We start from the raw sequence: 23,104 nt of genomic DNA, 5'->3' as shown, positions 1-23,104 counted from the left end.
CTCAGCGGGCGGACGGGCGTCGAACCGCGGGTGCCCCGGCCGGTAGGCTGCGGCGCGTGGCTCAGATCCAGATCCCCGCTGACATCAAGCCCGCCGACGGCCGTTTCGGCTGTGGCCCCTCCAAGGTGCGCCCCGAGGCCCTGAGTGCCCTCGCCGCCACCGAGACCTCCCTGCTCGGCACCTCCCACCGCCAGGCCCCGGTGAAGAACCTGGTCAAGCGTGTGCGCGAGGGCGTGAGCAGCCTGTTCTCCCTGCCCGAGGGATACCAGGTGGTACTCGGCAACGGCGGGTCCACCGCCTTCTGGGACATCGCGGCCTTCGGCCTGGTGCGCGAGAAGTCCCAGCACCTCGACTTCGGCGAGTTCTCCTCCAAGTTCGCCTCCTCCGTGAAGGCCGCGCCCTGGCTGGCCGAGCCGAGCGTGATCAAGACCGCCCCCGGCACCCACCCGCTCCCGGTCGCCGAGGCCGGGGTGGACGTCTACGGCCTCACCCACAACGAGACTTCCACCGGCGTCGCGATGCCGATCGCCCGCCCGGCCGGCGCCGACCAGGGCTCGCTGGTGCTGGTCGACGCCACCTCGGGCGCCGGCGGCCTGCCGGTGGACATCACCGAGACCGACGTCTACTACTTCGCCCCGCAGAAGTCCTTCGCCTCCGAGGGCGGCCTGTGGCTGGCGTCGTTCTCCCCGGCCGCCCTGGAGCGCGCCGCCGAGATCGCCGGCTCCGGCCGGTACATCCCGCCGTTCTTCGACCTGCCGACGGCCATCGACAACTCGTCGAAGGACCAGACCTACAACACCCCGTCCATCGCCACCCTCTTCCTGCTGGCCGACCAGCTGGAGTGGATGAACGGCAACGGCGGGCTCGACTGGGCCGTCGCCCGTACGGCTGATTCCGCGTCCCGGCTGTACGGCTGGGCCGAGAAGTCCTCGTTCGCCAACCCGTTCGTGGCGAACCCGGCCGAGCGCTCCCAGGTCGTCGGCACGATCGACCTCGACGGCTCGGTGGACGCCGCCGCCGTCGCCAAGGCGCTGCGCGCCAACGGCATCGTCGACACCGAGCCGTACCGCAAGCTCGGCCGCAACCAGCTGCGGGTCGCGATGTTCCCGGCGATCGAGCCGGCCGACGTCGAGGCGCTCACGGTCTGCATCGACTACGTGGTCGAGCGGCTCTGACCCGACCGCACGCCCACGAGTGAAGGGCCACCGCCTCCGGGCGGTGGCCCTTTCCGTCTTCGCCGGCCCCGGCGGCTACCGGTTGACCAACGAGCTGGCCAGCACGATCACCAGCAGCAGGACGAGCGCGCCGGTCACGATTCGCATGCGAGTCTTGGGATCCACGGTCAACGAGCGTACCCCCGGCCCGCCCGGGCTCAGACGCCGAGGTTGGATCCGCCGCTGGCGTCCAGGTTCTGGCCGGTGACCCAGCGGGCGTCGTCCGAGGCCAGGAAGGCCACCACGTCCGCCACGTCGGCCGGCTCGGCGACCCGGTCGAAGACCGAGTACGAGGACGCCCGGGCCCGCGCCGACGGGTCCGCCAGCCAGGGATTGATGTCGGTGGCCACGATGCCCGGCAGCACCGCGTTGACGGTGATCCCGCGCGGCCCCAGCTCCTGGGCGAGGGTCAGCGTCAGGGTGTTCAGCGCCCCCTTGGTCATCGCGTAGGCGACGGCCTCCGGGAACGCCACCCGGGTGACACCCGAGGAGACGTTGACGATCCGCCCGCCGTCGCGCAGCCGGTCCAGGCCGTGCCGGACGACGAAGAACGGCGCCCGCGTGTTGACGGCGAAGACCCGGTCGTAGGCGGCCTCGTCCACCTCGTGGATCCGCCCTGGCTGCCCGATCCCGGCGTTGTTCACCAGGATGTCCAGCCCGTGGCCGCCGTCGTACCCGGCCAGCCCGGCGTCGAAGGCGGCCCAGAGCGCCTCGGCGTCCCCGGGCACGCCGAGTTCGGCGGCGACCGCAAAGGCCCGGCCGCCGTCCCGCTCGATCTCCTTGGCGGTCCGTCCGGCCGCCTCCGGGTCCCGCCCGTGCACCGCGACCAGCGCTCCCTCGTGTGCCAGCCGCTCGGCGATCCCCCGCCCGATCCCCCGGCTGCCGCCCGTCACCAGCGCCGTCCGCCCGGTCAACCTCGACATGACCGCCCCCTTCTTCCGGGTACCGCCGGTCCGGCGGCACCCATTTCTGTAGTGATCGCTAATGAAAGGACCGTAGCACGGTTTCTGTAGTGGGCGATATAGAATCGGCGCATGGCCACCACCACCGCGAAGCGCGGCCGCCCGCGCTCCTTCGACCGTGAGGCCGCCCTGGAGCAGGCCCTGCGGCTGTTCTGGGAACGCGGCTACGAGGCGACCTCGGTCGCCGACCTCACCACCGCGATGGGCATCAGCCCGCCGAGCCTCTACGCGGCCTTCGGCGACAAGAGCGCCCTCTTCGGCGAGGCGGTCGACCGCTACCGGGAGAGCCACGGCGCCTATGCGACCCGCGCGCTCGCCGAGGAGCCCACCGCCCGGGCCGGCGTGGCCCGGATGCTGCGCGAGGCCGCCGCCATGGCGACCGACCCCGACCATCCGTGGGGCTGTCTGCTGATCAGCTCGACCGTCAACTGCACCTCGCCCGAGGTGACCGGGACCGTCCGGGAGCTGCGCAACGCCAACGTCCGCGCCCTGGAGTCACTGATCCGCGCCGACGTCGCGGCCGGTCACGAGCCCGCCGGGACGGACCCGGCGGCCCTGGCGCAGTTCACCGCCGCCGTGGTCCAGGGCATGTCGCAGCGCGCCCGCGACGGCGCGACCCGCGCCGAACTGGAGCGGGTCGCGGCGGACGCCATGCGAATCTGGCCCTGACCTGGCCGTCTCTTACCGGCCCGTCCCGCTCAGCCCTCCCAGCGGGCCAACGGCCAGGAGGCCACGGAGCCGTAGTGGGCGGAGCCGACACCCTGCTCGCTCCGCATCAGATGCAGCTCGGCGGCCTCCCACTCCGGCCCGCGGTACCCCTCCAGGGCCCTCGCCAGCCCGTCCAGCTCCGCCGCGGCCGCCCGCTGCGCCGCGCGCCGCCGCCCCCGTGAGGACCCGGCCCTGGCCAGCGTCAGATGGGGGTGGAAGCTGAACGCGTCCGCCTCGCCGGCCACCTCCGCGGTGGCCCCGGCCACCGCCTCGGCCAGCCCGCGCAGTGCCCACAACCGGCCCTCCACCCCGGCCCAGAGCACCTTGTCGCCGAACCGGCCGGCCCCGGCCAGCCGCAACGGGTGGGCCGGATGCACCGCCGCCACCGCCGCCAGCCCGGCCGACAGCTCCGGCACCCGCTCGGCCGGCACCTCGCCGAGGAACGCCAGGGTCAGGTGCCAGCCCTCGACCGCCGTCCAGCGCAGCCGGTCCGCCCCGGGCAGCCCGCGCACCGGGGCCACCGCGTCGACCAGGTCCTGCAACGCCTCCGCCGGAGGCAGTACCGCCACGAAGAGCCTCATGGGGACATCTTCCACCGGGCGACGGTTTGGACTAGAACGGTTTTCATGAAGATCCGCAACGGGGGCCCCGAGGACATCCCCGACATCCTGTCCCTGCTCGACGGCGCCGTGGCGTGGCTCACCGCCCAGGGCCGCACCCGCCAGTGGGGCGACCACTCCTTCAGCGGCACCCCGGCCCGGGTCGAGCACATCGGCAGGTACGGCCGTGAGCCGTTCCTGATCCGGCTCGCGGTCGACGACGAGGGCCGCACCGTCGGCTCCTGCGTGCTGTCCGAGGAGCGGCCCGAGTACGCCACCCCGGTGGACGGACCCGAGCTGTACATCCGCAACCTGGTGACCGACCGGACCCGCAAGGGCTCCGGCATCGGCGCCGCGCTGATCGCCGACGCCCGCGACGAGGCGCGCCGACGCGGCATCGGCCTGCTGCGGGTGGACTGCTTCGCCGGCGGCGACCGCAAGCTGGTCGGCCAGTACCGGGCGCTCGGCTTCACCGAGACCGAGTCCTTCGAGGTCGAGCAGCCGGCCGGGCTCTGGCAGGGGCAGATCCTGGCGATCCGGCTCTGACCGATCCGGACCCGATCCGGCCGGCTGTGCCCGATCCGGCTCCGACCGGCCGTCGGCCCCGGAGCGCAGTCCTGCGCTCCGGGGCCGACCCGCTGTCAACGGGGCCGACCTACTGTCGGCAGACCTGTTCCACTGTCAGCAGGCAGTGGCCAGTTCCGGCTTGGCGCCGACCGTCGGCCGCGGCACCAGGGCGACGATGCGGCCGCCGCGCCCCGGGTGCAGGTCCAGCCGCAGCCGCAGCTCCGCGCTGCGGGCCAGCACCAGACCGACCACGGTGGCCGCCAGCGCCGACACCAGGCCGCAGGCCAGCAGCCCGAGCCGGGGCCCGTACGAGGCGGTGACCCAGCCCACGATCGGCGCCCCGATCGGCGTGCCGCCGGTGAAGACCAGCACCAGCAGGCCCATCACCCGGCCGCGCATCGCGGGCTCGGTGCCCAGCTGCAGGGCGGCGTTGACCGAGGTGTTGAAGCTCAGCCCGAACACCCCGATCAGGATGAGCAGCAGCGCGAAGGTCCAGTAGTCGGGCGCGAACGCCGCCAGCACCTCCAGCGCGCCGAAGCCGAGGGCGGCGCCGACGAGTCTGCGCAGCCTGGGCGCGCCCCGGCGGGCCGCGATCAGGGCCCCGGCCAGCGAACCGACCGCCATCGCGGTGTTCAGCAGGCCGTACTGCCCGGCGCCGACGTGGAAGTCCGTGGCGAAACCGGACAGCAGGGTCGGGAAGTTGAAGCCGAAGGTGCCGATGAAGCCGGCCAGCACCATCGGCCAGAACAGCTCCGGCCGCTCCTTGACGTAGCGCAGCCCCTCCCGCAACTGCCCCTTCTCCCGGGCGATCGGCTCGGTCGGGCGCAGTTCGCTCTCGCGCATGGCGAGCAGTCCGCCGATGACGGCGGCGAAGGACAGCGCGTTCACCGCGAACGCCCAGCCGCTGCCGACCGCGGCGATCAGCAGGCCCGCGACGGCGGGGCCGACCAGCCGGGCGGTCTGGAAGTTGGCGGCGTTCAGGCTGACCGCGTTGGCGAGGTGCTTCGGGCCGACCATCTCGGAGACGAAGGCCTGCCGGGCCGGGTTGTCGACCACGGTGACCAGGCCGAGCAGCAGGGCGAAGGCGTAGACGTAGTACGGGGTCGCGACACCGGCCACGGTCAGCACGGCGAGTCCGGCGGCCAGCAGGCCCATCGCGCCCTGGGTGCCGATCAACAGCTTGCGCTTGGGCAGCCGGTCGGCGAGCACTCCGCCGTAGAGGCCGAGCAGCAGCATCGGCAGGAACTGCATCGCGGTGGTGATGCCGACCGCGAGCGGGCTGCCGGTGAGGCTCAGGACCAGCCAGTCCTGGGCGATGCGCTGCATCCAGGTCCCGGTGTTGGACACCACCTGGCCGGCGAAGTAGTAGCGGTAGTTGCGAACGCTCAGTGAGCTGAACATCCCCCCGGGCCGGGTGAACCGGGCTCCGGCCGGCGATTCCGCCGTCCTCGGGGACGTGGCCGCGCGGCTGCGGCCGGGAGCGGCGGGGTCGTCCGCCGCGGTGCGTTCGTCGGGGTCGTCGTCGCCGTTGCCCGGCAGCCCCGTCGGGGCGGGTGCCTGGGCGTCGGCAGCCGCGGCGCTCGCCGCGGCGGGGTCGGTGGTCTGCTCGTCGGTCCGGATACGGGTGGCGGCTGCGGTGGCGGCGGCCGGCGGTGTCACAGTGGTCTCCCCTCGCGGCGCGGCAGCCGGTGCTCCGGCCGTCGCGCTCCTGGTGTCTGTCCTCGGTCCTGCGGTAATGCGTTCCTCCTTCGTCCCCGGCGGCTACCGGAATGGGTCTGCCTAGAGATGTGCCAGCTTGTAGAGCACGGGCGCGGCCTCGCGGAGCTTCGCCCACTCCTCCTCGTCGAGACCCTCGGCGAGTTCGGCGAGCCAGGCGTTCCGGCGACTGCGGGACTCCGCCAGGATCGCCTCGGCCTCCTCGGTACTGCTGACGACCACCTGGCGGCGGTCCTCCGGGTGCGGCTCCCGCCGCACCAGGCCCTTCTCCTCCAGCATCGCGACGATCCTGGTCATCGAGGGCGGCTGCACGTGCTCCTTCCGGGCGAGCTCGCCCGGTGTGGCCTTCCCGCAGCGGGCGAGGGTGCCCAGCACCCCGATCTCGGTGGGGCTGAGCGACTCCTCGACCCGCTGGTGACGCAGTCGACGGGAGAGGCGCATGGCGGACGACCGCAGCTGACTGATGGCTGCGAGGTCCTGCTCGGACATCTCGGGCATGGTGTTTAGCCTACGTCATTACTCTCGCTAAAGAAAATTGGATTCCGTTCGTCCGCATCAAAGCCTCCCGGACGGGGTACGCGCGCGGGTCCGGCGTACCGGTTCCGCGCGAGGTCGGGCCGGGTCAGCGCCGGCTCAGGGCCTGGTCAGCGCCGGCTCAGGGCCTGGTCAGCGCCTGCCGGGTCAGCGCCGGGTGTCCACCGCCGCGAGACCGTCCGGCATGCCCAGCAGCAGCAGCGTGCCGGCCAGCGCCAGTGACCACACCTCCGAGCCGGTCCGCAGGTCGACCACCCCGCCCGTCCCCAGGTCCCGCACCCGGACGAACCCGTCCGACCAGGCCGCCGCCACCACCGGGCCGGCCGCCGTCGCCCCGGCCGCCACCGCCGTCACCGGACAGCCCCGGCGGTCGGACGCCTCGGGCATGGGCGCCGAACGCGGCCCCCAGAGCCGCACCGCGCCGTCGAAGCCGCCGCTCACCAGCAGCGGGATCTCCGGATCGGCCAGCGGCCCGCCGCCCAGCGCGGTACCGGCCAGCGCCGTCACCGGCCCGTGGTGCAGCCGCTCGCTCACCACCTTGCCGTCCTCGAACCAGTGCACCGCGCCGGCCGCGTCGCCGAGGGCCGGCGCGGAGTCCGCCAACCCGCCGACCGCCGCCACCGCGCTCAGGTCCCCGGAGGCCGCGCCCACCGCGTCCAGCGCCGCCATCAGCCCGTACGGCTCCAGGCCGGGCCGGGGCTCGGCCGGCACCACCAGCTCCGGCCGCCCCCAGGCGTCGAGCAGCACCGCGGAACCGCCCGCCGTCACCGCCAGCCCCCGCAACGGGCGCGGCGCGGGCACCACCACCGCGCCCAGGCGACGGCCGGTGGCGGCGTCGAAGGTCCGCACCGAACCCGTCGGGTCGGCCACCAGCACCTGCCCCGCGTAGGGCCCCGCCCCGGCCGTGAGCGCCACCGCCGGTCCCGGCCAGTCCCGGTCGACGCCCTCCCAGCGGGCCCAGCGCCCGGCCCAGGGCCCTGGCAGCTGCGCCAGCACGGCCGCGGCCGCCGCGGCGACGGTGTCCCCGCCCAGCAGCCGGGTACGCAGCACCGCCGCCCGCACCGCCGGGTCCGGCTCCTCGATCACCGCCGGTCCGGCGGCCCGCCAGGCCCTGGCCAGCGCGTCGTCCCGCCGCTCGACCGCCGCCGTCACCGGGACCGGGCGGGCGAGCGCGTAGAGCAGCGGATCGGCGGCCAGCGGGCCGGGGTCCGCCGCCACCGTCGTCCAGAGCGCCGACAGGGCCTCCTCGCCGAGCGAGCGGAGCTCCGTCCCGGGCGGCGGCACCGGGGCGGGCGGGGCGGCGGGCGCCCCGAGGACCGGCCCGGGCAGCGGATAGGCGGCCGGGTCGCCGCCCTGCTCCACCGCCCAGGAGGCGAACCGCGCGGCGTCCGTCCACTGCGGCTCGCCGAGGTCCAGCACGGCCGGCGCGGGCACGGCGGTGAACGCCCGGGCGGCCGGGCCGTCCGTCGCCGCCCCGATCACCAGCCGCACCCCGGGCAGCCGGAGCAACGGGTCGAGCAGCTCGGTCACCAGGGCGGCCGGATCCTCGGCCAGGTCCAGCTCGGGCACACAGACCACGGTCGGCCGTCCGTCCGCCGCGATCGCCCCGAGCAGCGGGCCAGGGGCGTGCGCGACCAGGTCGAGCTGGTGCCCCAGCGACCAGACGGCGGTCCGCACGGTGGCACCGGCGGCGGGCAGCACGGCATGGATCCGCCGCCCGCCCGGAGCGTCGGCCCCGGTGCAGCCGCGCACCAGCCAGGCCAGCAGGTGCGACTTGCCGGACCCGGGCGGACCCGCCACCCGGCACAGCCGCGGCGCCCGCGGATCGTCCAGCCAGCCCAGCAACGCCAGCCCGGCCGGCCTGCGGCCCGCCTCCAGCCGCGGCATCCGCCGCCCGCTCCCCGCCATCGCCCGCTTCCCTCTCCCTGCGCCCCGTGCCCCGTGCCCTGCGTCCCGCCCAGCCGTGCCCCGGCCTGCCGTACTCGACTCAGGCGCGCCGCTCGGCCACGCTGATCATCAGTGCCTTGATCCCGCTCTCCCGGGACTCGGCCGTGTCGCCGTAGTCGAAGCTGTGCGTGAACTCGGCCTGCGGGAACTCCCGCGCCAGCCAGCGCGCGCAGTAGTGGCCGGGCATCATGCACGGCTCCAACTCGCAGTACACCCGGACGACCTGCTCGGCCTCCACGCCCTCGGCCCGCAACCGGTGCCAGAGCGCCTCCTCGGGGTGCAGCAGGCCGGAGCCGCCCACCTCCGTCTCGATCCGCTTCACGCCGTGCTGGTCGACCACCTCGAAGGCCGCCGAGGAGTCGATGTTCAACGGCCGCCGAAGATCGTCCAGCACCCGCGGCCACCAGCCCTCACGGTCGTCGAGGGAGGTCGGGTCCGCGGCCAGCAGCCCCTGCCGCAGCTCCCGGTAGGCGGCCAGCGCCAGGTCCGGCCGCTCCACCTCGGCGACCGCCGGCAGCAGCCGGTCGAGCAGCAGCAGGCCCGCCGCGAACGCCGCCACGCTGCTGCTCACCGGCAGGTCCAGCGGCTCGGCCCCCAGCAGCACCGCCCGGACCGACCGGTCCGGCGCGAAGTACAGCTCGGCCCCACCGTCCGTCCCGATCCGCAACTGCGCCGCCACCGGCCCGGCGTCCGCCCCGACCGCCGCGGCGCACTCCCCCACCGACATCGGATCGTCCTCCTCCGCCGCCCGGAAGTACGGCCCGACCTGCAGCGGAAGCCCCGGATGCCGCAACGGCCCGGCGGGCGCGATCGGCAGGGCCCGCAACCCGCGCGGCCCGAAGTGCGCCGACAGCGCCGCCGCCAGCTCGTCGTCCCTGTCCGCGTTCACGTTCGAACCGGCCCTCTCATGTCATGTGGTAGGAGTCCATGAAAGCCTCCCAGAACCGCGTGTCGTCCCCGAACGGCACCTCGTCCCAGCGCTCCATGCCCTCCCGGACGCACTCCTCGGCGTTGGCCCAGTCGTAGGGCGTCGGCCGCTCGTCGGGCGACGGCTTCTCCACCTCGATCTTGTACACCAGGTAGGACAGCGACGAGATGTCCCGGTGGATCAGCTCGTACTCCTCGTCGGCGTCCGGGTCGCAGACCCAGATCGTCCCGTCGTCGAGGTTGAGGAAGACGAACCCCCCGTACAGCTCGCCCAGCTGCCGCAGCCGCCCGTGCTCCGTCTCCACCAGCGCGTCGGTCAACGGCCGGGCGAACGCCCAGTCCGGATTCTCCGGCCGTCGCTCGGCGAGTTCCTCCAGGATCCGGAACAGCCCGTTGGAGAACGGCACCCCGACCTCGGTCACGAACCGCACGGCATCCGCGTCCCCGGCCCAGAGCTCGGCCGCCACCTCCGACCGGAAACGCAGCATCGACCCCGGCGGCAGGCCCGGCTCTGCCGCGTGCCAGTCGATCGACACCAGCACCTACCGGCCCCCGCTCACAGGGTGGCCCAGGTGTCGAGGAACATCGCCCAGAACTGGCTCTTGAACGGCAGCGGGTCCCAGCGCTCCATGCCCTCCTGGACGATCTCCTCCACCGCTGCCCAGTCGTTGGGGTCCGGGCGCTCGTCGGGGCCCGGACGCTCGACCTCGAACTTGTAGACGAGGTAGCTCAGGGAGGAGACGTCCCCGTGGATCAGCTCGTACTCGATCTCGGAGTCCGGGTCCGAGACCCAGATCGTGCCGTCGCCGAGGTGCACGTACACGGTCGCCTGGAAGAGGCTGCCCAGCGGCTGCAGTCGACCGTGCGGCGTGTCGACCGGCGAGGAGTCCCAGGTCTCGAAGGCGTGTGCCGGGGTGGCCGGGTCCCGGTCCGCGAACTCCTCCAGGATCCGGAAGAGCCCGTTGGAGAACGGGATCCCGATCCCGGTCACGAAGCGCGCGCCGTCACCCTCGGGCCAGATCCGCGCCGCCACGTCGGGGCGGAACCGCAGCAGGTCGCCGGGTGCGGCCCGTTCCACGACCACCGGCCACTCAATCCCTACCAGCACCTCGTCCATCCTTCGTTCTCGACCGTCACAGACCCTTGGCCTTCTTCTTCGCGGCGGAGGCCGCCTTGTCCTGCTGCCCCTGCGCGTCGAAGTCCTTGGTGCCCATCGTGCCACCGTGCTGACCCGCGGCGTGGTCCTGCTCGATCTGCTTCAGATAGGCCTTGTGCGCCCAGTCGCGGTCCTTGGTGGGCACCTTGTTGTCGTAATCGACACCGTGGGTGACCTTCAGATCCGGGTTCTGGGACTCGAAGTGCCTGGCCAGCCAGCGTTCGCAGTTCGGGCCCGCCTGGCAGGGAGCCCGTTCGGTGTAGAGGTCGGTGACATTGCCCTCCCTGCCGCCGAGCAGGGGTTTTCCGATCGAGCGTTCCGAGTGGCTCCGGTTGTAGTCGCTCCGGCCGACCAGGATGAACTCGCCCTTCTCGTCGCGGTACCGGAGCGAGGCGTAGTTCTTGCCGCCGTAGTCCCCCTGTGCGCGCCGGGCCTCCTCCACCGCCCGGGACAGCTCGGTCGGATCGTCGATCTTCTGACTGACGACCTTCTCGTCCTGCTTCTGGTTGCCGTCGTCGTCCTTGTCGGACTTCTTGTACTTCTTCGCGTTGTGCTTATCGATCTCCTCCTTGGACGGGTCCTTGACCTTGGTCCCGTCCAGCATGGTCTTGAGCGACTCGTCCGGGTCCTTCACGTCGACGAGCTGGCCGTTCTTGATCTCCTGGACCCGGCCGTCGTCGTGGATGAAGTACTTCCGCGGCGCAGGCTTCGCCCCGTCACCGCCGGCGCCGTTGCCCGTCTTGGGCGGTTCGGCGGCCTTGTCCTTGGCCTTGCCGTCGAAGTCGTCGGCGGTGTGGTGGTCGTTCTCCTTGTGGTGCTTGGCGGTCTTGTTGAGGTTGTCGCCCGCCTGCTTGTACATCTTCTTGGCGGCCTTGCCCATGTCGTCCGCCAGGGTCTTGCCGACCTTCTGGGCAGCCTTCTGGAGCGCCTTGACGGTGGCGTCGCTCACTCGAAGCTCACCGCCGACACCCGGGTGCCGAAGACCTGGGCGTGCTGGGCGACCTTCTCCGCCTGCTCGTGCAGGGCCCGGGCGTGGGCCTCCACGGCGGCCGGGTCGATCTTGAACGCGGCGCCGACCGAGCCGCCGCTGACCGCGGCCTCGGCCGCCTCGAAGACCAGCCCGGCCACCGCCTCGGAGACGATCTCGACCAGCGGGTCGATCGCCGCTTCGACCACCTGGGCGACGATGTACTCCTCCAGCTGGTGCGCCAGGTAGGACATCAGCTTGCGCGCGGCCTGCTGGGCCGCGACCGCGCCGACCTCCGCCAGCCCCAGCGTCGCCACCGCGGCGGCCTGGGCGGCGACGAACGTGGCGGCCAGGACGACGAGTTCGCCGAGCGCCTCCAGCTTCATCGCGACGATCGCGTCCGCGGCGACGTCCATCGCCTGCGCCACCACGTGCGCGGCCTGGACGACCTCGTTGAAGTGCTTGTCGGACATCAGGGCCCACTTGGCGGCCAGCGCCTGGTAGGACGCGCCCTCGTAGGCGCCGCCCAGCTGATGGATCGTCGCGGACGAGTCGCCGTGGACCTCTTCGAGGCCCTTCGCGAACTCCTTGACGTGGTCGCCGAATTCGCGGACCTTGTCCTCGTTGACCGCGGGCCAGCGGATGCCGAGGAAGTTCAGCAGTGTCGCGACATCGTCGGGCAGTTCGATCGCCATCGAGAAACCCCCCGTAACAAACAATCCCTCGATTCGATCAAAAGTTTATACAACTAACCATTGGCTGCCGATGCCCGAAAGGTGGCGATTCTGTAGCGATCCGGAACGTTCCGGACCGATGCGCCCCACATCTCTGGCCGCGCCCCCGATGACTCCCGGTGCGATGCTGGATCGTGGGGCCCGGTCCACGCGGACCCCCGGCGCCGCACCACCCCTCAGCAGAAGGGCCGAGCAGACATGACCGACGTCGCCGCCGAGCAGGCCAAGCAGGCCGACACCGGCTTCGCCCGCCTCGCCATGGTCACCATCGACTGTGCCGACCCGGTCGCACTGGCCGCCTTCTACGGCGAGCTGCTCGGGTGGGAGACCCGGCACGTGGACGAGCAGTTCGCCATCCTGGACAACCCGGAGGGCGGCAGCCCGCTCGGCTTCGGACGGGTCAACGGCTACCGGCCGGAACCATGGGTCGAGCCGGACGGCGGCAAGCACTTCCACCTGGACTTCTACGTCGACGACCTGGAGCAGGCCACCGCCCGCGCGCTGGCCCTGGGCGCGACCGAGCCCACATACCAGCACGGGCGCACGCTCAGGGTGCTGATCGACCCGGCCGGCCACCCGTTCGGTCTAGCGCCCCTGGACGCCTGAGCCCGCCGCCGGAAGGCCCGCGCCGGAAGGCCCGCGCCGGAAGGCCTGCCGCACGGGCGGGCCGCTCAGCGCGGGAAGGCCCGCTTGGCCCGCCAGGTGGTGTGCTCCCGCGACACCGCGTCCTCCGCCTCGGCGGCCAGCCGGGCCCAGCGCCGTTCGGCCTCCGGCCCCCGCAGGTCGAGGTCGGACAGCTGGTTGCCGACGTTCTCCAGTTCCCGCGCCGCCAGCTGGTAGGCGGCCGCCAGCGGGCGGAGCTGCTTCAGCTGGGTCCAGGCGATCACCGACGCGGCCGCCGCCGAGGTGGCCCCGAAGACGTGCACCTGCAGCGCCCCGGTCGCCTGCGCGACGGCCGCCGCCGCACCGATGATGATCAGCGCCGCGACGGAAAGCCCCCAGGTGACCGCCTGCGACTCGCAGGACTCCGCCCGCGAGCGGTACCACGTCCGCTGCCCCTCCACCCGGGTGCGCAGGTAGAGCGTGCGGCGCGAGGTCAGCGACTCCGCCCGGACCCGCCGCATCTCCGGGGTGATCTCGGCGACCGCGTCCGGCGGCACGATCGCCGGGTCCTCGAAGGCCCGCAGCACGTCCTCCAGCTGGAGCAGATAGCCCCGGTCGACCTCCGCCGACTCCGCGTCACCCTCGAACGGCCGGGCCCGCACCGAGTACTTCCAGGCCAGCGTCTTCACCGACTCGGCCGCCGCCCGCGCCTCGTACCACCGCGCCTGCGGGTTGCCCCGGCGCAGCCGGGACCAGAAGTACCCCGCCACCAGGAACGCCACCACCGAGAACAGCGGCGTGATGTCGGCGGCGCCCTTGTCGTCCGGCCCGGGCAGCGAACCGACGACCGCCGCGACCACCAGCATCGAGATCAGTCCCCGGTACCAGCGCAGCGTCTCCTGCTGTCCCGCGATCGACGCCCGGTCGGCCGTCCGGAACAGCTCCGGCAGCAGCTGGTCCTCGACCCCCGTCGGCGGATCCTGTCGCACCATCGAACCGCTCCCCTCCCCCGTCTCGCCCGGAGTATGCCCCCGGTCAACTCCGCTACACCGCGAGCTTCTTGACGGCCCCTCTTGCCCCGGCGATTCCGCAACCCCTATAACCGGTTACATGCCCATGCACTGGAAGCTCGTCATCGACGCCGCCGACCCGCACCGCCAGGCCGCCTTCTGGGGCGCCGCCCTCGACTACACCGTCGAGGACCACAGCGCCCTGATCGGCAACCTGCTCTCCGCCGGTGCGATCACCCCGGACCTGGTCACCGAGGTCGACGGCCGGCACGCCTGGCTCACCCTCGCCGCCGTCCGCCACCCCGAGGACCCGCACGACCCCGCCTCCGGCACCGGGCTCGGCCGCCGCATCCTCTTCCAGCGCGTCCCCGAGCCGAAGCAGGGCAAGAACCGCCTCCACCTGGACCTCCACCCCGGCCCGGACGCCCGCGCCGCCACCGTCGCCCACCTCGAGGCCCTCGGCGCCACCACCCAGCGCGAGGTCGCCGAACCGGGCGGCTCCTGGGTCGTCATGCAGGACCCGGAGGGCAACGAGTACTGCGTCCACTGACACCCGCCACCCCGGCGCCAGCAGCACGATCGGCCCTCCCGCAGTGGCGGGAGGGCCGATCGGCAAGGCCCGACGGGCGGCGTCAGAGCGGGCCAAGGGCGGACGTCACCATCCTCTTGAGCAAGAGGCCGCAGTGTCCCAATTCACGCCACGCTGACCTCGACAGCCTCAGAAGTCACTTCGGAGAATCCTGCCGAAACCGATCTCCGCCACCTCGCCCGTCTTCGCACCCGAAGGCCGAATCATCCGTGCTGGCGTCAATCGGTCCGATAGTCGGTCGACAGGGACAGCGACTGGCACGGGGAGGAATCATGGCCGATGAATTCAAGGTGGACCTCGCCGCCCTGGAGAAAGCAGCGTCAGGGATCACCGGCACCCTGGTGAAGCTCCGATTCAGAAAGGTCAGCGATCTCGACCCCCGGAAGGAAGAAATTGGGCACAGCCACCTGGCCGATGTCCTCGAAAGCTTCTGCACACGCTGGGAGATCGGCGTCGAGAACCTGGCGAAGGACGTCGCCCAGGTCTCCCAGCGGCTGAACGCGAGCGCGAAGGCCTACCGCGAGATCGACGGGCACATCACCGGTCAGCTGGGCGGAACGGTGACTTCCGCCGACGGCAAGGACCCGGGGGTGCGGTAGTGACGAAGGACCTCGGACAGGCCACCGACCCGAGGGAACTCATACCGGGGAATATCGATTCGATCTCCTCGACCGCCGCATAGCTCAAGAGCTATGGCGACACCTTGCACTCGACCGGCGAGGGCCTGCTGCGCATCGACACCGTCGACGGCTGGTCGGGGAAAGCCGGTGACGCCTTCCGCGCGGCCTTCCACGGTGAGCCGAAGAAATGGCTGGAGGCCGGCGATTCCTTCCACGAAGCCGCCACAGCTCTGGCCGCTTATCAATCAGCGCTCGCGTGGGCCCAGGGCGAGGGCCAGACCGGACGAATCGTCGTAAACCTCTCCGACTCACCCGTGGACGTTCCGGCTCTCAAGTCCCAGCTCCATGACTGGCCGATCGAAGGGCTGGAGGAGGCCGTGGTGATCGACAGGCAGGGCAACATTGTGCACATCTACCCCTAGTACATGCCGAATGGATTTCCAGCTATGTCAATCTCCCACAGCTTCAATCTGGCCACGCCGATGCCCGTCACCGAGGTGGCCCGTGCGCTGACCGACATCGCGCAGGGGCTCAGGTTGTTCGACTCCGCCGCGCAGCCGGAGCAGTTGCTCACCGAAGGTGTCGACACCAGGTTCGGCACCTGGGTCCGGGTCCGGGCCGCCGACCCGAAGCCGTGGAATCCGCTGATCACCGACCTCAAGGTCACACCGACCGTCTCGGTGGCGTTCAGGCTGGACAAGACCGACGACCTGTCCGGGCAGGAGGACGACATCGTCCGGCTGGTGTCGGGCCTGCTGGACCGTCTTCCGGGTGACGCAGTACTGCAGTACCACTACGAGGTCATCTGGCTGCTGCGGCGCGGTGGCGAACTCAGCCTCAACGAACGGGACGACCTCTGGACGCCCGCACGGCTGGCCGCGGTCCCGCAGCCGTACCGCCGTGAGACGCACGAGTTCTCCGAGGAGGGCTGAGCGAGCGCCGCTGCCTCCGACCGTGCGGCTCCGCTACGACAGCCAGCCGACCTGGGCGGCGCGGGCCCCGGCCTGGAAGCGGCTGCGGGCCTCCAGCCGCTCCATCAGGTCGGTGGCGATCCGGCGGGCGGTGCGCGGAGAGACACCCAGCCGCTTGGCGATGGCGTCGTCGGTGTGCCCGTCGGCGAGCAGGGCGACGGCGGTGCGCTCCTGGGCCGTGAGGCCGTTCCGGTCGAGCTGGACGGTGGCCCCCAGTGACTGCGCACCGGCCCAGACGGTCTCGAACAGCGCGCACAGCGCGGTCAGCATCCCCTGACCGGTCAGCACGACGGCGCCGGCTGCGGTGTCGTCGCTGCGCACCGGGATGACGGCGGTCGCCCGGTCGACGACGATCATGCGGGTCGGCAGCTCGGGCACGGTCCGGACCTGACCGCCGAGGGACGCCAGCCAGTTCACGTAATCGACGGTGTGCGGGCTGTTGCGGACGCTGTCCAGGTAGACGGTGCGCATTCGCACGCCTCGGTCGGCCAGGGCGCGGTTGAGCGGCTTGGCCGCCTCGATGTTCTCGGGCTTCTGGCCGCCCTCCGGTGCGAAGGTCATGATCTCCTCGCGCGCCTCGTTCGAGAAGCGGCTCAGCCGGTCCCGAATCCGGTCCAGGCCGACCAACTGCTCGACATCCGGCGTGTTCGCCTCCGGCCGCAGGTCGGCGTAGTCGGCGATGAGCTGCGCCGCCGCCGCACGGGAGGCCTCGATCCTGGCCTGCGCGGCGGCCAGCTCGGCCTGCTGCCGCGCCATCAGGATCTCCATCCCGACGTCCGGCGAGACCGCGCGCAGGAAACCGGGCCGGTCCGCGGAGGGCCGCAGCAGAGCCAGCTCACTCAGATGGTCCAGGGCGGTCCTGACCTGCGGCTCGACCAGGGACAGGCGATCGGCCAGCGTCGTCACGCCGTCCCCGGGATGGGCCAGCATCGCCCGGTATACGGACTCCGCGACAGCGTCCAGCCCCAATGCGGTTAGCATGCCCGTTCCCCCATGACGAAATTGTGTTCGCTGCGCACGCGATCCTTCCATACGCTCCGAGCCCCCGACCAGGGCGCCCGGTGGACGGTTCCGGCCGAGGCCTGAAGTGTCCGTGTTGAACCACTCCACACCGATCGCCCGCTTGAGCACGCTTGACTCCATGTATCTCGTGCACACCGTCCTGCGTCACCCCGCACCGCAGGCCGCCCTCCCACCGGACACTCGCGAGCTCCTGTCGGCCCTGGTGCGCCCGGAGGACCGGGTCGAACACCTGGTACTCCACCGCGACGCCGTGCCGGACCCGGTGCTCGGCCTGTTCCTCCTCACCGACTCGCTCGCCGAGGCCGAGAGCCGCGCGACGGCGTTCTGCCGGACCGCGCTGGGATCGCTCCCGGAGTTCCTGGGCTGGTGGGCCGACCGGGCCGCCGTCCCGCTCGTCACCCCGTTCTACGACCGGCTGCTGGCCGCTTCCGGCTCCCCTGACCGGAACGGTCCAGGGCCGTTTCCGTCCACCGGCCGGGCCTTCCACCCGGGCTGAGCTGCGACGAAGCTGGTGTCTGCCGGAAGGGGCCAGGCCCCGGACGGCAACCGGAGGAGGCGCCACCGCGGGACGCGGCCTCCGGAGACCAGCCGATTCGTACCCGAGAGGACACACTCATGTTCCGCACCGCCATCGCCAAGACCGCCGCGGTCGCCACCCTTGCTCTCGTTGCGCTGGCCGGACTGGCAGCCACCACCGCACAGAACGCCACCGGTGTCGAGGCTCGGCCGATCACCGCCATCGCCCACCCGGCCGAGGACCTCATCTGGGGCTGACCCGCCCGCCACCCACGCCTGCCGCCCGGACCCGGTCGAACGGACCGAGGGCGGCCGGGAGCACACCGGGCACATCCTCGGCTCCATCCTCGCTCCATCGACGCGGGCCACGACCCGCTGCGGACCGGCCCCGCGCAGGCGATGCGCGTGAACACCCCGCCGGCCCGGATCGTCGAACACGCCGACCACACCCACCGCGCCGACCACACCGACCGCGCCGACCGGCTCCCCAGCAGCCGCGCCCTCACCCCTCACCACCGCGCGGACCCGGAGGACGGAAAGCCGAGGGCCCTCCCCGCAGTACGGAGAGGGCCCGGGACCGACCGGCGTCCGGCCTCAGAGCAGGCCGAGGGCGGGCATCAGGTAGTAGAAGGCGAAGACCGCCGAGACCGCGTACATCGGGACCGGCACCTCGCGGCCACGGCCGGCGGCGAGGCGCAGGACGCAGAAGGCGATGAAGCCGAAGCCGATGCCGTTGGTGATGCTGTAGGTGAACGGCATCATCACGATGGTCAGGAACGCCGGGATCGCGATCGTGTAGTCCGCCCAGTCGATCTCCTTGATCGAGTTGGCCAGGATCAGGAAGCCGACGGCGACCAGGGCAGGGGTCGCGGCCTGGGCGGGGACCATCTTGGCGAGCGGGGAGAAGAAGAGCGCCACCATGAAGAGGGCGCCGGTGACGATCGAGGCGAAGCCGGTGCGGGCCCCCTCGCCGACACCCGCGGTGGACTCGACGAAGCAGGTGTTCGCGGAGGAGGAGGTCGCGCCGCCCGCCGCGGTGGCGATGCCGTCGATCATCAGCACCTTGTTGATGCCCGGCAGGTCGCCCTTCCCGTCCAGCAGGTGGGCCTCGTCGGCCACGCCGAGGATGGTGCCCATCGCGTCGAAGAAGCAGGACATCAGGACGGTGAAGACGAAGAGCACGCCGGTCAGGACACCGACCTTCTCGAAGCCGCCGAACAGGCTGGCCTCGCCGACCAGGCCGAAGTCGGGCTGGGCGACCGGGCTGCCGGGCCAGGCCGGGACGGTCAGGCCCCAGACGCTGTCGGGCAGGTCGGCGAGCTTGTCGATGACGACGGCGGCGACGGTCATCACCGCGATGGAGACCAGGATCGCGCCGGGCACCTTGCGCACGATCAGGACCAGCGTCAGCAGCAGGCCGAGCACGAAGACCAGGACCGGCCAGCCGAGCAGGTGGCCGCCGGTGCCGAGCTGGAGCGGCACGGTGGTGTGGGCGGCGTCGGGCATCCGGGTGACGAAACCGGAGTCGACCAGGCCGACCAGGCTGATGAACAGGCCGATGCCGATCGCGATGGCCTTGCGCAGGCCGAGCGGGACGGCGTTCATGACCCGCTCGCGCAGGCCGGTGGCGACCAGGATCATGATCGCGAAGCCGGCCAGCACCACCATGCCCATCGCGTCGGCCCAGGTCATCTTCGGCGCGAGCTGGAGGGCGACGATGGTGTTGACGCCGAGCCCGGCGGCCAGGCCGATCGGGACGTTGCCGATGACGCCCATCAGCAGGGTGGTCAGACCGGCGGTGAGCGCGGTGGCGGTGACCAACTGGGTGTTGTCCAGGTGGGCGCCGGTCATGTCCGTGGCGCTGCCGAGGATGATCGGGTTCAGCACCAGGATGTAGGCCATGGTGAAGAAGGTGGCGATGCCGCCGCGGATCTCGCGCGGCAGGGTGGAGCCGCGCTCGCCGATCCGGAAGTAGCGGTCCAGGGCGCCGGCGGGGGGCTTCGGCGCGTGGGGCTGGGCGGGCTCGGGCGACTCGGTGGTCGGCTGGGCCACGGGCATGCTGCGTCCTCTGTGGGGGCGGAGGAGAGGGGAAGCCGCCCGAGCGACGGTGGCCGGGCGATCCGATCGGACGGGCACGAAGCACGAGGTCCTGGGCGTGCCCCGGCCAACCGGAACGACAAGTATGAGTTCCGCGATCGCCCGTTCGCTATCTTCGCGCGTAGACCTCCGCGCGTGGGCGGGAGGAGACCGGACCGACCCCGGACAGTCCGCACAGGAAATCGATCGAACGCCCGCCGCACCGTACCCTAGGGCCCATGCCCAAGACGCCGCCGCACCCCTCTCCACCACCGCTGGAGGCCAATGACGTCGCGATCGTCGGCGGCGGGACGGCGCTCTGGTTCGTGGCGTTCGTCGTACTGCTCCCCTTCTGGGGGACCCTCTCCGACCACGGCCACGGCAACTGGCCGTGGATCTGCCTGGCCGGCGGCTGCCTCGGCCTGATCGGCCTCTGGTACTGCCGGGCCCGCCGCGACGCCATCGCCCGCGACCGGGCGGCCGAGGCGGGGCCGACGGGCACCGCGGGGACGGCGGACCGGGCGCCGCGGACGGCTCCGGAGGAGAACGGCGGGGACCCGGCCACCCGGTCGGACTGAATAGTCCTTTAGTAGCACGCATCGGACATAAGGCACCCGTAGAGTCGGTGCCATGACGCAGCCTGCGCAGCCCGCCGGGGACCGGCCGACCGCGGCCCCGGCCGACGGGGACAAGCCCGCCGGGGAGAACCCCGACGGCGCCCATCCGCTCGGGCTGCTGCCCGGCCGGCACGGCGGTCTCACCGCGGCCGAGGTGGCCGAACGGGTCGCCCGGGGTGACGTCAACGACGTCCCGGTCCGCTCCAGCCGCTCCGCCAAGGAGATCGTCCGGGCCAACGTCTTCACCCGCTTCAACGCGATCATCGGCGTGATGTTCGCGATCATCCTGGTCGTCGGCCCGATCCAGGACGGTCTCTTCGGCCTGGTCATCGTCGCCAACACGGCGATCGGCATCATCCAGGAGCTGCGCGCCAAGAAGACCCTGGACAGCCTGGCGCTGATCGGCGAGGCCCGACCGCAGGTCCGCCGGGACGGCACGGTCCAGCAGATCGCCGTCGGCGGGATCGTGCTGGACGACACCGTGCTGCTGGGCATCGGCGACAAGGTGATCGTCGACGGCGAGGTCACCGAGGCGGACGGTCTGGAGATCGACGAGTCCCTGCTCACCGGCGAACCCGACGCGGTCCTCAAGCAGCCCGGCGACCAGGTGATGTCCGGCAGTTTCGTGGTGGCCGGCGCGGGCACCTTCACCGCCACCAAGGTCGGCCGCGAGGCGTACGCGGCGCAGCTCGCCGAGGAGGCCAGCCGGTTCACGCTGGTGAAGTCGGAGCTGCGCAGCGGCATCGACAGCATCCTGCGGTTCATCACCTGGCTGCTGATCCCGACCGCGGTCGGACTGGTCATCAGCCAGCTGGCGGTGGAGGGCCGCGACTGGCGCGAGGCGGTCCGCCGGATGATCGCCGGGATCGTGCCGATGGTGCCCGAGGGCCTGGTGCTGCTGACCTCGGTGGCTTTCGCGATCGGGGTGGTCCGGCTGGGCCGCAAGCAGTGCCTGGTCCAGGAGCTGCCCGCGATCGAGGGGCTGGCCCGGGTGAACACCGTCTGCCTGGACAAGACCGGCACCCTCACCGAGGGCGGCATGGACCTGGTGGACCTGCGGATCCTCGGCGCCGACGCGGACGGCACGGACGGCGGGGACGGCAGGGGCGCCGGGGGCACCGACGAGCGCGGCGCGCTGGACGACCGGGGCACCCTCAAGGAGACCGTCGAGCAGGCGCTGGCGGTGATGGCCGGGGCCGACGCCCGCCCCAACGCGTCCATGCAGGCCGTCATCGACGCCTACGGCGACGGCCGGGACGCCACCGGTCAGGGCGCCGCCGGCCGGGACCCCCGGTACCCGGACGGCGACGGCGCCGACGGCGACAGCCCCGAGGCCGGCCGCGGAGCCCCGGGGGCCCGGGGCGGCTGGCGGGTGATCGAGGCGATGCCGTTCTCCTCGGCCCGCAAGTGGAGCGGCGTCCAGTTGCTGGAGCCGCGCGGCGGCGAGGCCAGCTGGCTGCTCGGCGCGCCCGACGTCCTGCTGCCGGCCGGCCACCCGGCGCTGGCCGAGGTCGACGAGCTGGGCGCCCAGGGGCTGCGGGTCCTGCTGCTCGGTCGCACGCCCGTCCCGCTGGACGCCCCGGACCCGGCCGCCGGACTGCGCCCGCTCGCCCTGGTGGTGCTCCAGCAGCGGCTGCGCGAGGACGCCGCCGACACCCTGCGCTACTTCGAGAGCCAGCAGGTCGCGGCGAAGGTGATCTCCGGCGACGCGGCCGTCTCGGTCGGCGCGGTCGCCGCCCACCTCGGACTGCCCGGCGCCGACCACCCGGTGGACGCCCGCACCCTGCCCGCCGAACCGGAGGCGCTGGCCGACCTCGCCGAGCGCACCACCGTCTTCGGCCGGGTCACCCCGCAGCAGAAGCGCGAACTGGTCGGCGCGCTGCAGTCCCGCGGGCACACCGTGGCGATGACCGGCGACGGCGTCAACGACGTGCTGGCGCTCAAGGACGCGGACATCGGCGTGGCGATGGGCAGCGGCAGCGACGCGACCAAGGCGGTCGCCCAGATCGTGCTGCTGAACAACTCCTTCGCGGTGATGCCCTCGGTGGTCGCCGAGGGCCGCCGGGTGATCGGCAACATCGAGCGGGTGGCCGGGCTGTTCCTGGTCAAGACGGTCTACTCGGTGCTGCTGGCGCTGCTGGTGATCTTCACCCACTCGCCGTACCCGTTCCTGCCCCGGCACTCCACCGTGCTGTCCACCCTGACCATCGGTGTGCCGGCCTTCTTCCTCGCGCTCGCGCCCAACAACGAGCGCGCCCGCACCGGCTTCGTGCGCCGGGTGCTGCGACTGGCGATCCCGGGCGGCGTCATCGCCGGCACGGCGACCTTCACCGCGTACGCGCTGGCCCGGGCCAACCACGCCACCGACCTCGAGTCGGACACCAGCGTGGCCACCCTGACGCTGTTCCTGGTCGCCATCTGGGTGCTGGCGATCGTGGCGCGCCCGTACAACTGGTGGCGGGTGCTGCTGATCGCCACCATGTGCGGCGGCTTCGCGCTGGTGATGACCGTGCCGTGGCTGTCCGACTTCTTCCAGCTCTCGCTGTCCGGCACCCGGGACCCGTGGCTCGGGGTGGGCATCGCGGTGACCGCCGGGTTGGTGCTGGAAGTGGTCTGGCGGGTCATGCGGCGCCGGCTCGATGATTGAGCCACGGACCGGAGCGGTTCGGGCGACAGGGGGTACCGCGATGGGGCGCAGGGGCGGGGAACTGGAGGCCTTCGCGGCCTTCCTGGGCGGACTGCTGGTGACCGGGCTGCTGGCCGGGGTGATGGTGGCGGCCGGTGCGCTCGCGGACATCGAGGCGGGCCCGCTGCTGACCAAGGTGGTGGCGGCGGTGCTCACCGCCACCTGGGTGCTGAGCACGCTCGCGCTCTACCTGCGGATGATCGCCCGCGGCCGGACCCGTTCCGGCTCCCGTTCCTGACCGGCGGGATCCGGACGCGCGGACGCGGACACCTGGCGGGCGAGGGCCGGACACGCTGGAACCGAACGGGCCGGAGCCGGACGCGCCCCCGCCGGCGCGTCCGGCCCCGGCGCCCCCGCCACCC

At 72.5% G+C, this 23,104-nt stretch carries 25 protein-coding genes and 1 pseudogene; 13 read left to right on the top strand and 13 right to left on the bottom strand.

Features of this window, described 5'->3' with window-relative positions; translation table 11 throughout:
* Nucleotides 1–56 precede the first annotated feature (56 nt).
* On the top strand, nucleotides 57–1,175 hold the full coding sequence (gene serC / locus SM793_RS00130) for a phosphoserine transaminase (protein WP_320435867.1): 1,119 nt from the start codon (nucleotides 57–59) through the stop codon (nucleotides 1,173–1,175).
* A 197-nt stretch (nucleotides 1,176–1,372) separates the two neighbouring features.
* On the opposite strand, the gene SM793_RS00125 is transcribed toward serC, so the two are convergent.
* Nucleotides 1,373–2,137, bottom strand: a complete 765-nt coding sequence (locus SM793_RS00125; protein WP_320435866.1) for a glucose 1-dehydrogenase — start codon at nucleotides 2,135–2,137, stop codon at nucleotides 1,373–1,375.
* 111 nt (nucleotides 2,138–2,248) lie between these two features.
* Here SM793_RS00125 and SM793_RS00120 point away from each other — a divergent pair, with 111 nt between their 5' ends.
* Nucleotides 2,249–2,845 (top strand): TetR/AcrR family transcriptional regulator, encoded by a 597-nt coding sequence (locus SM793_RS00120; protein ID WP_320435865.1) that lies wholly within the window; start codon nucleotides 2,249–2,251, stop codon nucleotides 2,843–2,845.
* Nucleotides 2,846–2,874: 29 nt separating this feature from the next.
* Here SM793_RS00120 and thpR read toward each other — a convergent pair whose 3' ends face one another.
* The gene (thpR, locus tag SM793_RS00115) at nucleotides 2,875–3,465 is read right to left on the bottom strand and encodes an RNA 2',3'-cyclic phosphodiesterase (RefSeq protein ID WP_320435864.1); all 591 of its coding nucleotides are present in this window, start codon (nucleotides 3,463–3,465) and stop codon (nucleotides 2,875–2,877) included.
* Nucleotides 3,466–3,510: 45 nt separating this feature from the next.
* On the opposite strand from thpR, the gene SM793_RS00110 reads away from it, so the two are divergent.
* Entirely contained in the window at nucleotides 3,511–4,029 is a 519-nt protein-coding gene (locus SM793_RS00110; protein WP_320435863.1) for a GNAT family N-acetyltransferase, read from the top strand.
* Between the two features lie 135 nt (nucleotides 4,030–4,164).
* On the opposite strand, the gene SM793_RS00105 is transcribed toward SM793_RS00110, so the two are convergent.
* The 8 genes from SM793_RS00105 to SM793_RS00070 all read right to left on the bottom strand — a co-directional run bounded on the left by SM793_RS00105 (nucleotide 4,165) and on the right by SM793_RS00070 (nucleotide 11,992).
* A complete protein-coding gene (locus SM793_RS00105; RefSeq protein ID WP_320435862.1) occupies nucleotides 4,165–5,709 on the bottom strand; it encodes an MFS transporter in 1,545 nt (514 codons plus the stop codon).
* A gap of 120 nt (nucleotides 5,710–5,829) precedes the next feature.
* On the bottom strand, nucleotides 5,830–6,264 hold the full coding sequence (locus tag SM793_RS00100) for a MarR family winged helix-turn-helix transcriptional regulator (RefSeq protein WP_030393578.1): 435 nt from the start codon (nucleotides 6,262–6,264) through the stop codon (nucleotides 5,830–5,832).
* Nucleotides 6,265–6,447: 183 nt separating this feature from the next.
* On the bottom strand, nucleotides 6,448–8,208 hold the full coding sequence (locus tag SM793_RS00095; RefSeq protein ID WP_320435861.1) for a hypothetical protein: 1,761 nt from the start codon (nucleotides 8,206–8,208) through the stop codon (nucleotides 6,448–6,450).
* Between the two features lie 79 nt (nucleotides 8,209–8,287).
* Complete coding sequence (locus SM793_RS00090; protein ID WP_320435860.1) at nucleotides 8,288–9,136, bottom strand: nucleic acid/nucleotide deaminase domain-containing protein; 849 nt, start codon at nucleotides 9,134–9,136, stop codon at nucleotides 8,288–8,290.
* 16 nt (nucleotides 9,137–9,152) lie between these two features.
* The gene (locus SM793_RS00085; protein ID WP_320435859.1) at nucleotides 9,153–9,716 is read right to left on the bottom strand and encodes an SUKH-4 family immunity protein; all 564 of its coding nucleotides are present in this window, start codon (nucleotides 9,714–9,716) and stop codon (nucleotides 9,153–9,155) included.
* Nucleotides 9,717–9,730: 14 nt separating this feature from the next.
* Nucleotides 9,731–10,282, bottom strand: a complete 552-nt coding sequence (locus SM793_RS00080) for an SUKH-4 family immunity protein (protein ID WP_320435858.1) — start codon at nucleotides 10,280–10,282, stop codon at nucleotides 9,731–9,733.
* Between the two features lie 25 nt (nucleotides 10,283–10,307).
* A complete protein-coding gene (locus SM793_RS00075) occupies nucleotides 10,308–11,279 on the bottom strand; it encodes a nucleic acid/nucleotide deaminase domain-containing protein (protein WP_320435857.1) in 972 nt (323 codons plus the stop codon).
* Entirely contained in the window at nucleotides 11,276–11,992 is a 717-nt protein-coding gene (locus tag SM793_RS00070; RefSeq protein ID WP_320435856.1) for a WXG100 family type VII secretion target, read from the bottom strand. Before SM793_RS00070 ends, SM793_RS00075 begins: the two co-directional genes overlap by 4 nt.
* Nucleotides 11,993–12,229: 237 nt before the next feature.
* Between SM793_RS00070 and SM793_RS00065 the strand changes: the two genes are divergently transcribed.
* Entirely contained in the window at nucleotides 12,230–12,637 is a 408-nt protein-coding gene (locus SM793_RS00065; protein ID WP_320435855.1) for a VOC family protein, read from the top strand.
* Nucleotides 12,638–12,702: 65 nt separating this feature from the next.
* Here SM793_RS00065 and SM793_RS00060 read toward each other — a convergent pair whose 3' ends face one another.
* Nucleotides 12,703–13,626 (bottom strand): DUF4231 domain-containing protein, encoded by a 924-nt coding sequence (locus SM793_RS00060; RefSeq protein ID WP_320435854.1) that lies wholly within the window; start codon nucleotides 13,624–13,626, stop codon nucleotides 12,703–12,705.
* 124 nt (nucleotides 13,627–13,750) lie between these two features.
* Between SM793_RS00060 and SM793_RS00055 the strand changes: the two genes are divergently transcribed.
* The 4 genes and pseudogenes from SM793_RS00055 (at nucleotide 13,751) to SM793_RS00040 (ending at nucleotide 15,785) form a co-directional block, all read left to right on the top strand.
* The gene (locus SM793_RS00055) at nucleotides 13,751–14,194 is read left to right on the top strand and encodes a VOC family protein (protein ID WP_320436063.1); all 444 of its coding nucleotides are present in this window, start codon (nucleotides 13,751–13,753) and stop codon (nucleotides 14,192–14,194) included.
* A 311-nt stretch (nucleotides 14,195–14,505) separates the two neighbouring features.
* Nucleotides 14,506–14,832, top strand: coding sequence for a hypothetical protein (locus SM793_RS00050; protein ID WP_320435853.1), 327 nt, complete (start codon nucleotides 14,506–14,508; stop codon nucleotides 14,830–14,832).
* 95 nt (nucleotides 14,833–14,927) lie between these two features.
* Nucleotides 14,928–15,275, top strand: a pseudogene (locus SM793_RS00045) (putative T7SS-secreted protein); the annotation flags it as partial.
* Between the two features lie 24 nt (nucleotides 15,276–15,299).
* The gene (locus SM793_RS00040) at nucleotides 15,300–15,785 is read left to right on the top strand and encodes a SitI3 family protein (protein ID WP_320435851.1); all 486 of its coding nucleotides are present in this window, start codon (nucleotides 15,300–15,302) and stop codon (nucleotides 15,783–15,785) included.
* A 33-nt stretch (nucleotides 15,786–15,818) separates the two neighbouring features.
* On the opposite strand, the gene SM793_RS00035 is transcribed toward SM793_RS00040, so the two are convergent.
* Nucleotides 15,819–16,805 carry a LuxR C-terminal-related transcriptional regulator gene (locus SM793_RS00035; RefSeq protein ID WP_320435850.1) on the bottom strand — a complete coding sequence of 329 codons (987 nt, stop codon included), beginning with the start codon at nucleotides 16,803–16,805 and terminating at the stop codon, nucleotides 15,819–15,821.
* A gap of 160 nt (nucleotides 16,806–16,965) precedes the next feature.
* On the opposite strand from SM793_RS00035, the gene SM793_RS00030 reads away from it, so the two are divergent.
* Nucleotides 16,966–17,343 (top strand): hypothetical protein, encoded by a 378-nt coding sequence (locus tag SM793_RS00030; protein WP_320435849.1) that lies wholly within the window; start codon nucleotides 16,966–16,968, stop codon nucleotides 17,341–17,343.
* A 119-nt stretch (nucleotides 17,344–17,462) separates the two neighbouring features.
* Nucleotides 17,463–17,621, top strand: a complete 159-nt coding sequence (locus SM793_RS00025) for a hypothetical protein (protein WP_320435848.1) — start codon at nucleotides 17,463–17,465, stop codon at nucleotides 17,619–17,621.
* Nucleotides 17,622–17,957: 336 nt separating this feature from the next.
* On the opposite strand, the gene SM793_RS00020 is transcribed toward SM793_RS00025, so the two are convergent.
* The gene (locus tag SM793_RS00020; RefSeq protein ID WP_320435847.1) at nucleotides 17,958–19,421 is read right to left on the bottom strand and encodes an NCS2 family permease; all 1,464 of its coding nucleotides are present in this window, start codon (nucleotides 19,419–19,421) and stop codon (nucleotides 17,958–17,960) included.
* A gap of 257 nt (nucleotides 19,422–19,678) precedes the next feature.
* Here SM793_RS00020 and SM793_RS00015 point away from each other — a divergent pair, with 257 nt between their 5' ends.
* The 3 genes from SM793_RS00015 to SM793_RS00005 are packed head-to-tail and all read left to right on the top strand — an operon-like array spanning nucleotide 19,679 to nucleotide 22,980.
* A complete protein-coding gene (locus SM793_RS00015; RefSeq protein ID WP_320435846.1) occupies nucleotides 19,679–20,017 on the top strand; it encodes a DUF2530 domain-containing protein in 339 nt (112 codons plus the stop codon).
* A 52-nt stretch (nucleotides 20,018–20,069) separates the two neighbouring features.
* Nucleotides 20,070–22,703, top strand: a complete 2,634-nt coding sequence (locus tag SM793_RS00010) for an HAD-IC family P-type ATPase (RefSeq protein WP_320435845.1) — start codon at nucleotides 20,070–20,072, stop codon at nucleotides 22,701–22,703.
* A gap of 40 nt (nucleotides 22,704–22,743) precedes the next feature.
* Nucleotides 22,744–22,980: a hypothetical protein gene (locus SM793_RS00005; RefSeq protein WP_320435844.1), complete on the top strand. Its 237-nt coding sequence runs from the start codon at nucleotides 22,744–22,746 to the stop codon at nucleotides 22,978–22,980.
* The last annotated feature ends 124 nt before the right edge of the window (nucleotides 22,981–23,104 follow it).

Source organism: Kitasatospora purpeofusca (assembly GCF_034043715.1).
Lineage (GTDB): Bacteria > Actinomycetota > Actinomycetes > Streptomycetales > Streptomycetaceae > Kitasatospora > Kitasatospora purpeofusca_A.
This window is presented reverse-complemented; position numbering and strand designations above follow the sequence as displayed.

What these genes read in the sequence shown, in the direction of transcription:
- SM793_RS00125 (WP_320435866.1), bottom strand. Translation starts at nt 2,137, where the DNA reads ATGTCGAGGTTGACCGGGCGGACGGCGCTGGTGACGGGCGGCAGCCGG.
- SM793_RS00120 (WP_320435865.1), top strand. Translation starts at nt 2,249, where the DNA reads ATGGCCACCACCACCGCGAAGCGCGGCCGCCCGCGCTCCTTCGACCGT.
- thpR (WP_320435864.1), bottom strand. Translation starts at nt 3,465, where the DNA reads ATGAGGCTCTTCGTGGCGGTACTGCCTCCGGCGGAGGCGTTGCAGGAC.
- SM793_RS00110 (WP_320435863.1), top strand. Translation starts at nt 3,511, where the DNA reads ATGAAGATCCGCAACGGGGGCCCCGAGGACATCCCCGACATCCTGTCC.
- SM793_RS00100 (WP_030393578.1), bottom strand. Translation starts at nt 6,264, where the DNA reads ATGCCCGAGATGTCCGAGCAGGACCTCGCAGCCATCAGTCAGCTGCGG.
- SM793_RS00095 (WP_320435861.1), bottom strand. Translation starts at nt 8,208, where the DNA reads ATGGCGGGGAGCGGGCGGCGGATGCCGCGGCTGGAGGCGGGCCGCAGG.
- SM793_RS00070 (WP_320435856.1), bottom strand. Translation starts at nt 11,992, where the DNA reads ATGGCGATCGAACTGCCCGACGATGTCGCGACACTGCTGAACTTCCTC.
- SM793_RS00065 (WP_320435855.1), top strand. Translation starts at nt 12,230, where the DNA reads ATGACCGACGTCGCCGCCGAGCAGGCCAAGCAGGCCGACACCGGCTTC.
- SM793_RS00060 (WP_320435854.1), bottom strand. Translation starts at nt 13,626, where the DNA reads ATGGTGCGACAGGATCCGCCGACGGGGGTCGAGGACCAGCTGCTGCCG.
- SM793_RS00055 (WP_320436063.1), top strand. Translation starts at nt 13,751, where the DNA reads ATGCACTGGAAGCTCGTCATCGACGCCGCCGACCCGCACCGCCAGGCC.
- SM793_RS00050 (WP_320435853.1), top strand. Translation starts at nt 14,506, where the DNA reads ATGGCCGATGAATTCAAGGTGGACCTCGCCGCCCTGGAGAAAGCAGCG.
- SM793_RS00040 (WP_320435851.1), top strand. Translation starts at nt 15,300, where the DNA reads ATGTCAATCTCCCACAGCTTCAATCTGGCCACGCCGATGCCCGTCACC.
- SM793_RS00035 (WP_320435850.1), bottom strand. Translation starts at nt 16,805, where the DNA reads ATGCTAACCGCATTGGGGCTGGACGCTGTCGCGGAGTCCGTATACCGG.
- SM793_RS00030 (WP_320435849.1), top strand. Translation starts at nt 16,966, where the DNA reads ATGTATCTCGTGCACACCGTCCTGCGTCACCCCGCACCGCAGGCCGCC.
- SM793_RS00025 (WP_320435848.1), top strand. Translation starts at nt 17,463, where the DNA reads ATGTTCCGCACCGCCATCGCCAAGACCGCCGCGGTCGCCACCCTTGCT.
- SM793_RS00020 (WP_320435847.1), bottom strand. Translation starts at nt 19,421, where the DNA reads ATGCCCGTGGCCCAGCCGACCACCGAGTCGCCCGAGCCCGCCCAGCCC.
- SM793_RS00015 (WP_320435846.1), top strand. Translation starts at nt 19,679, where the DNA reads ATGCCCAAGACGCCGCCGCACCCCTCTCCACCACCGCTGGAGGCCAAT.
- SM793_RS00010 (WP_320435845.1), top strand. Translation starts at nt 20,070, where the DNA reads ATGACGCAGCCTGCGCAGCCCGCCGGGGACCGGCCGACCGCGGCCCCG.
- SM793_RS00005 (WP_320435844.1), top strand. Translation starts at nt 22,744, where the DNA reads ATGGGGCGCAGGGGCGGGGAACTGGAGGCCTTCGCGGCCTTCCTGGGC.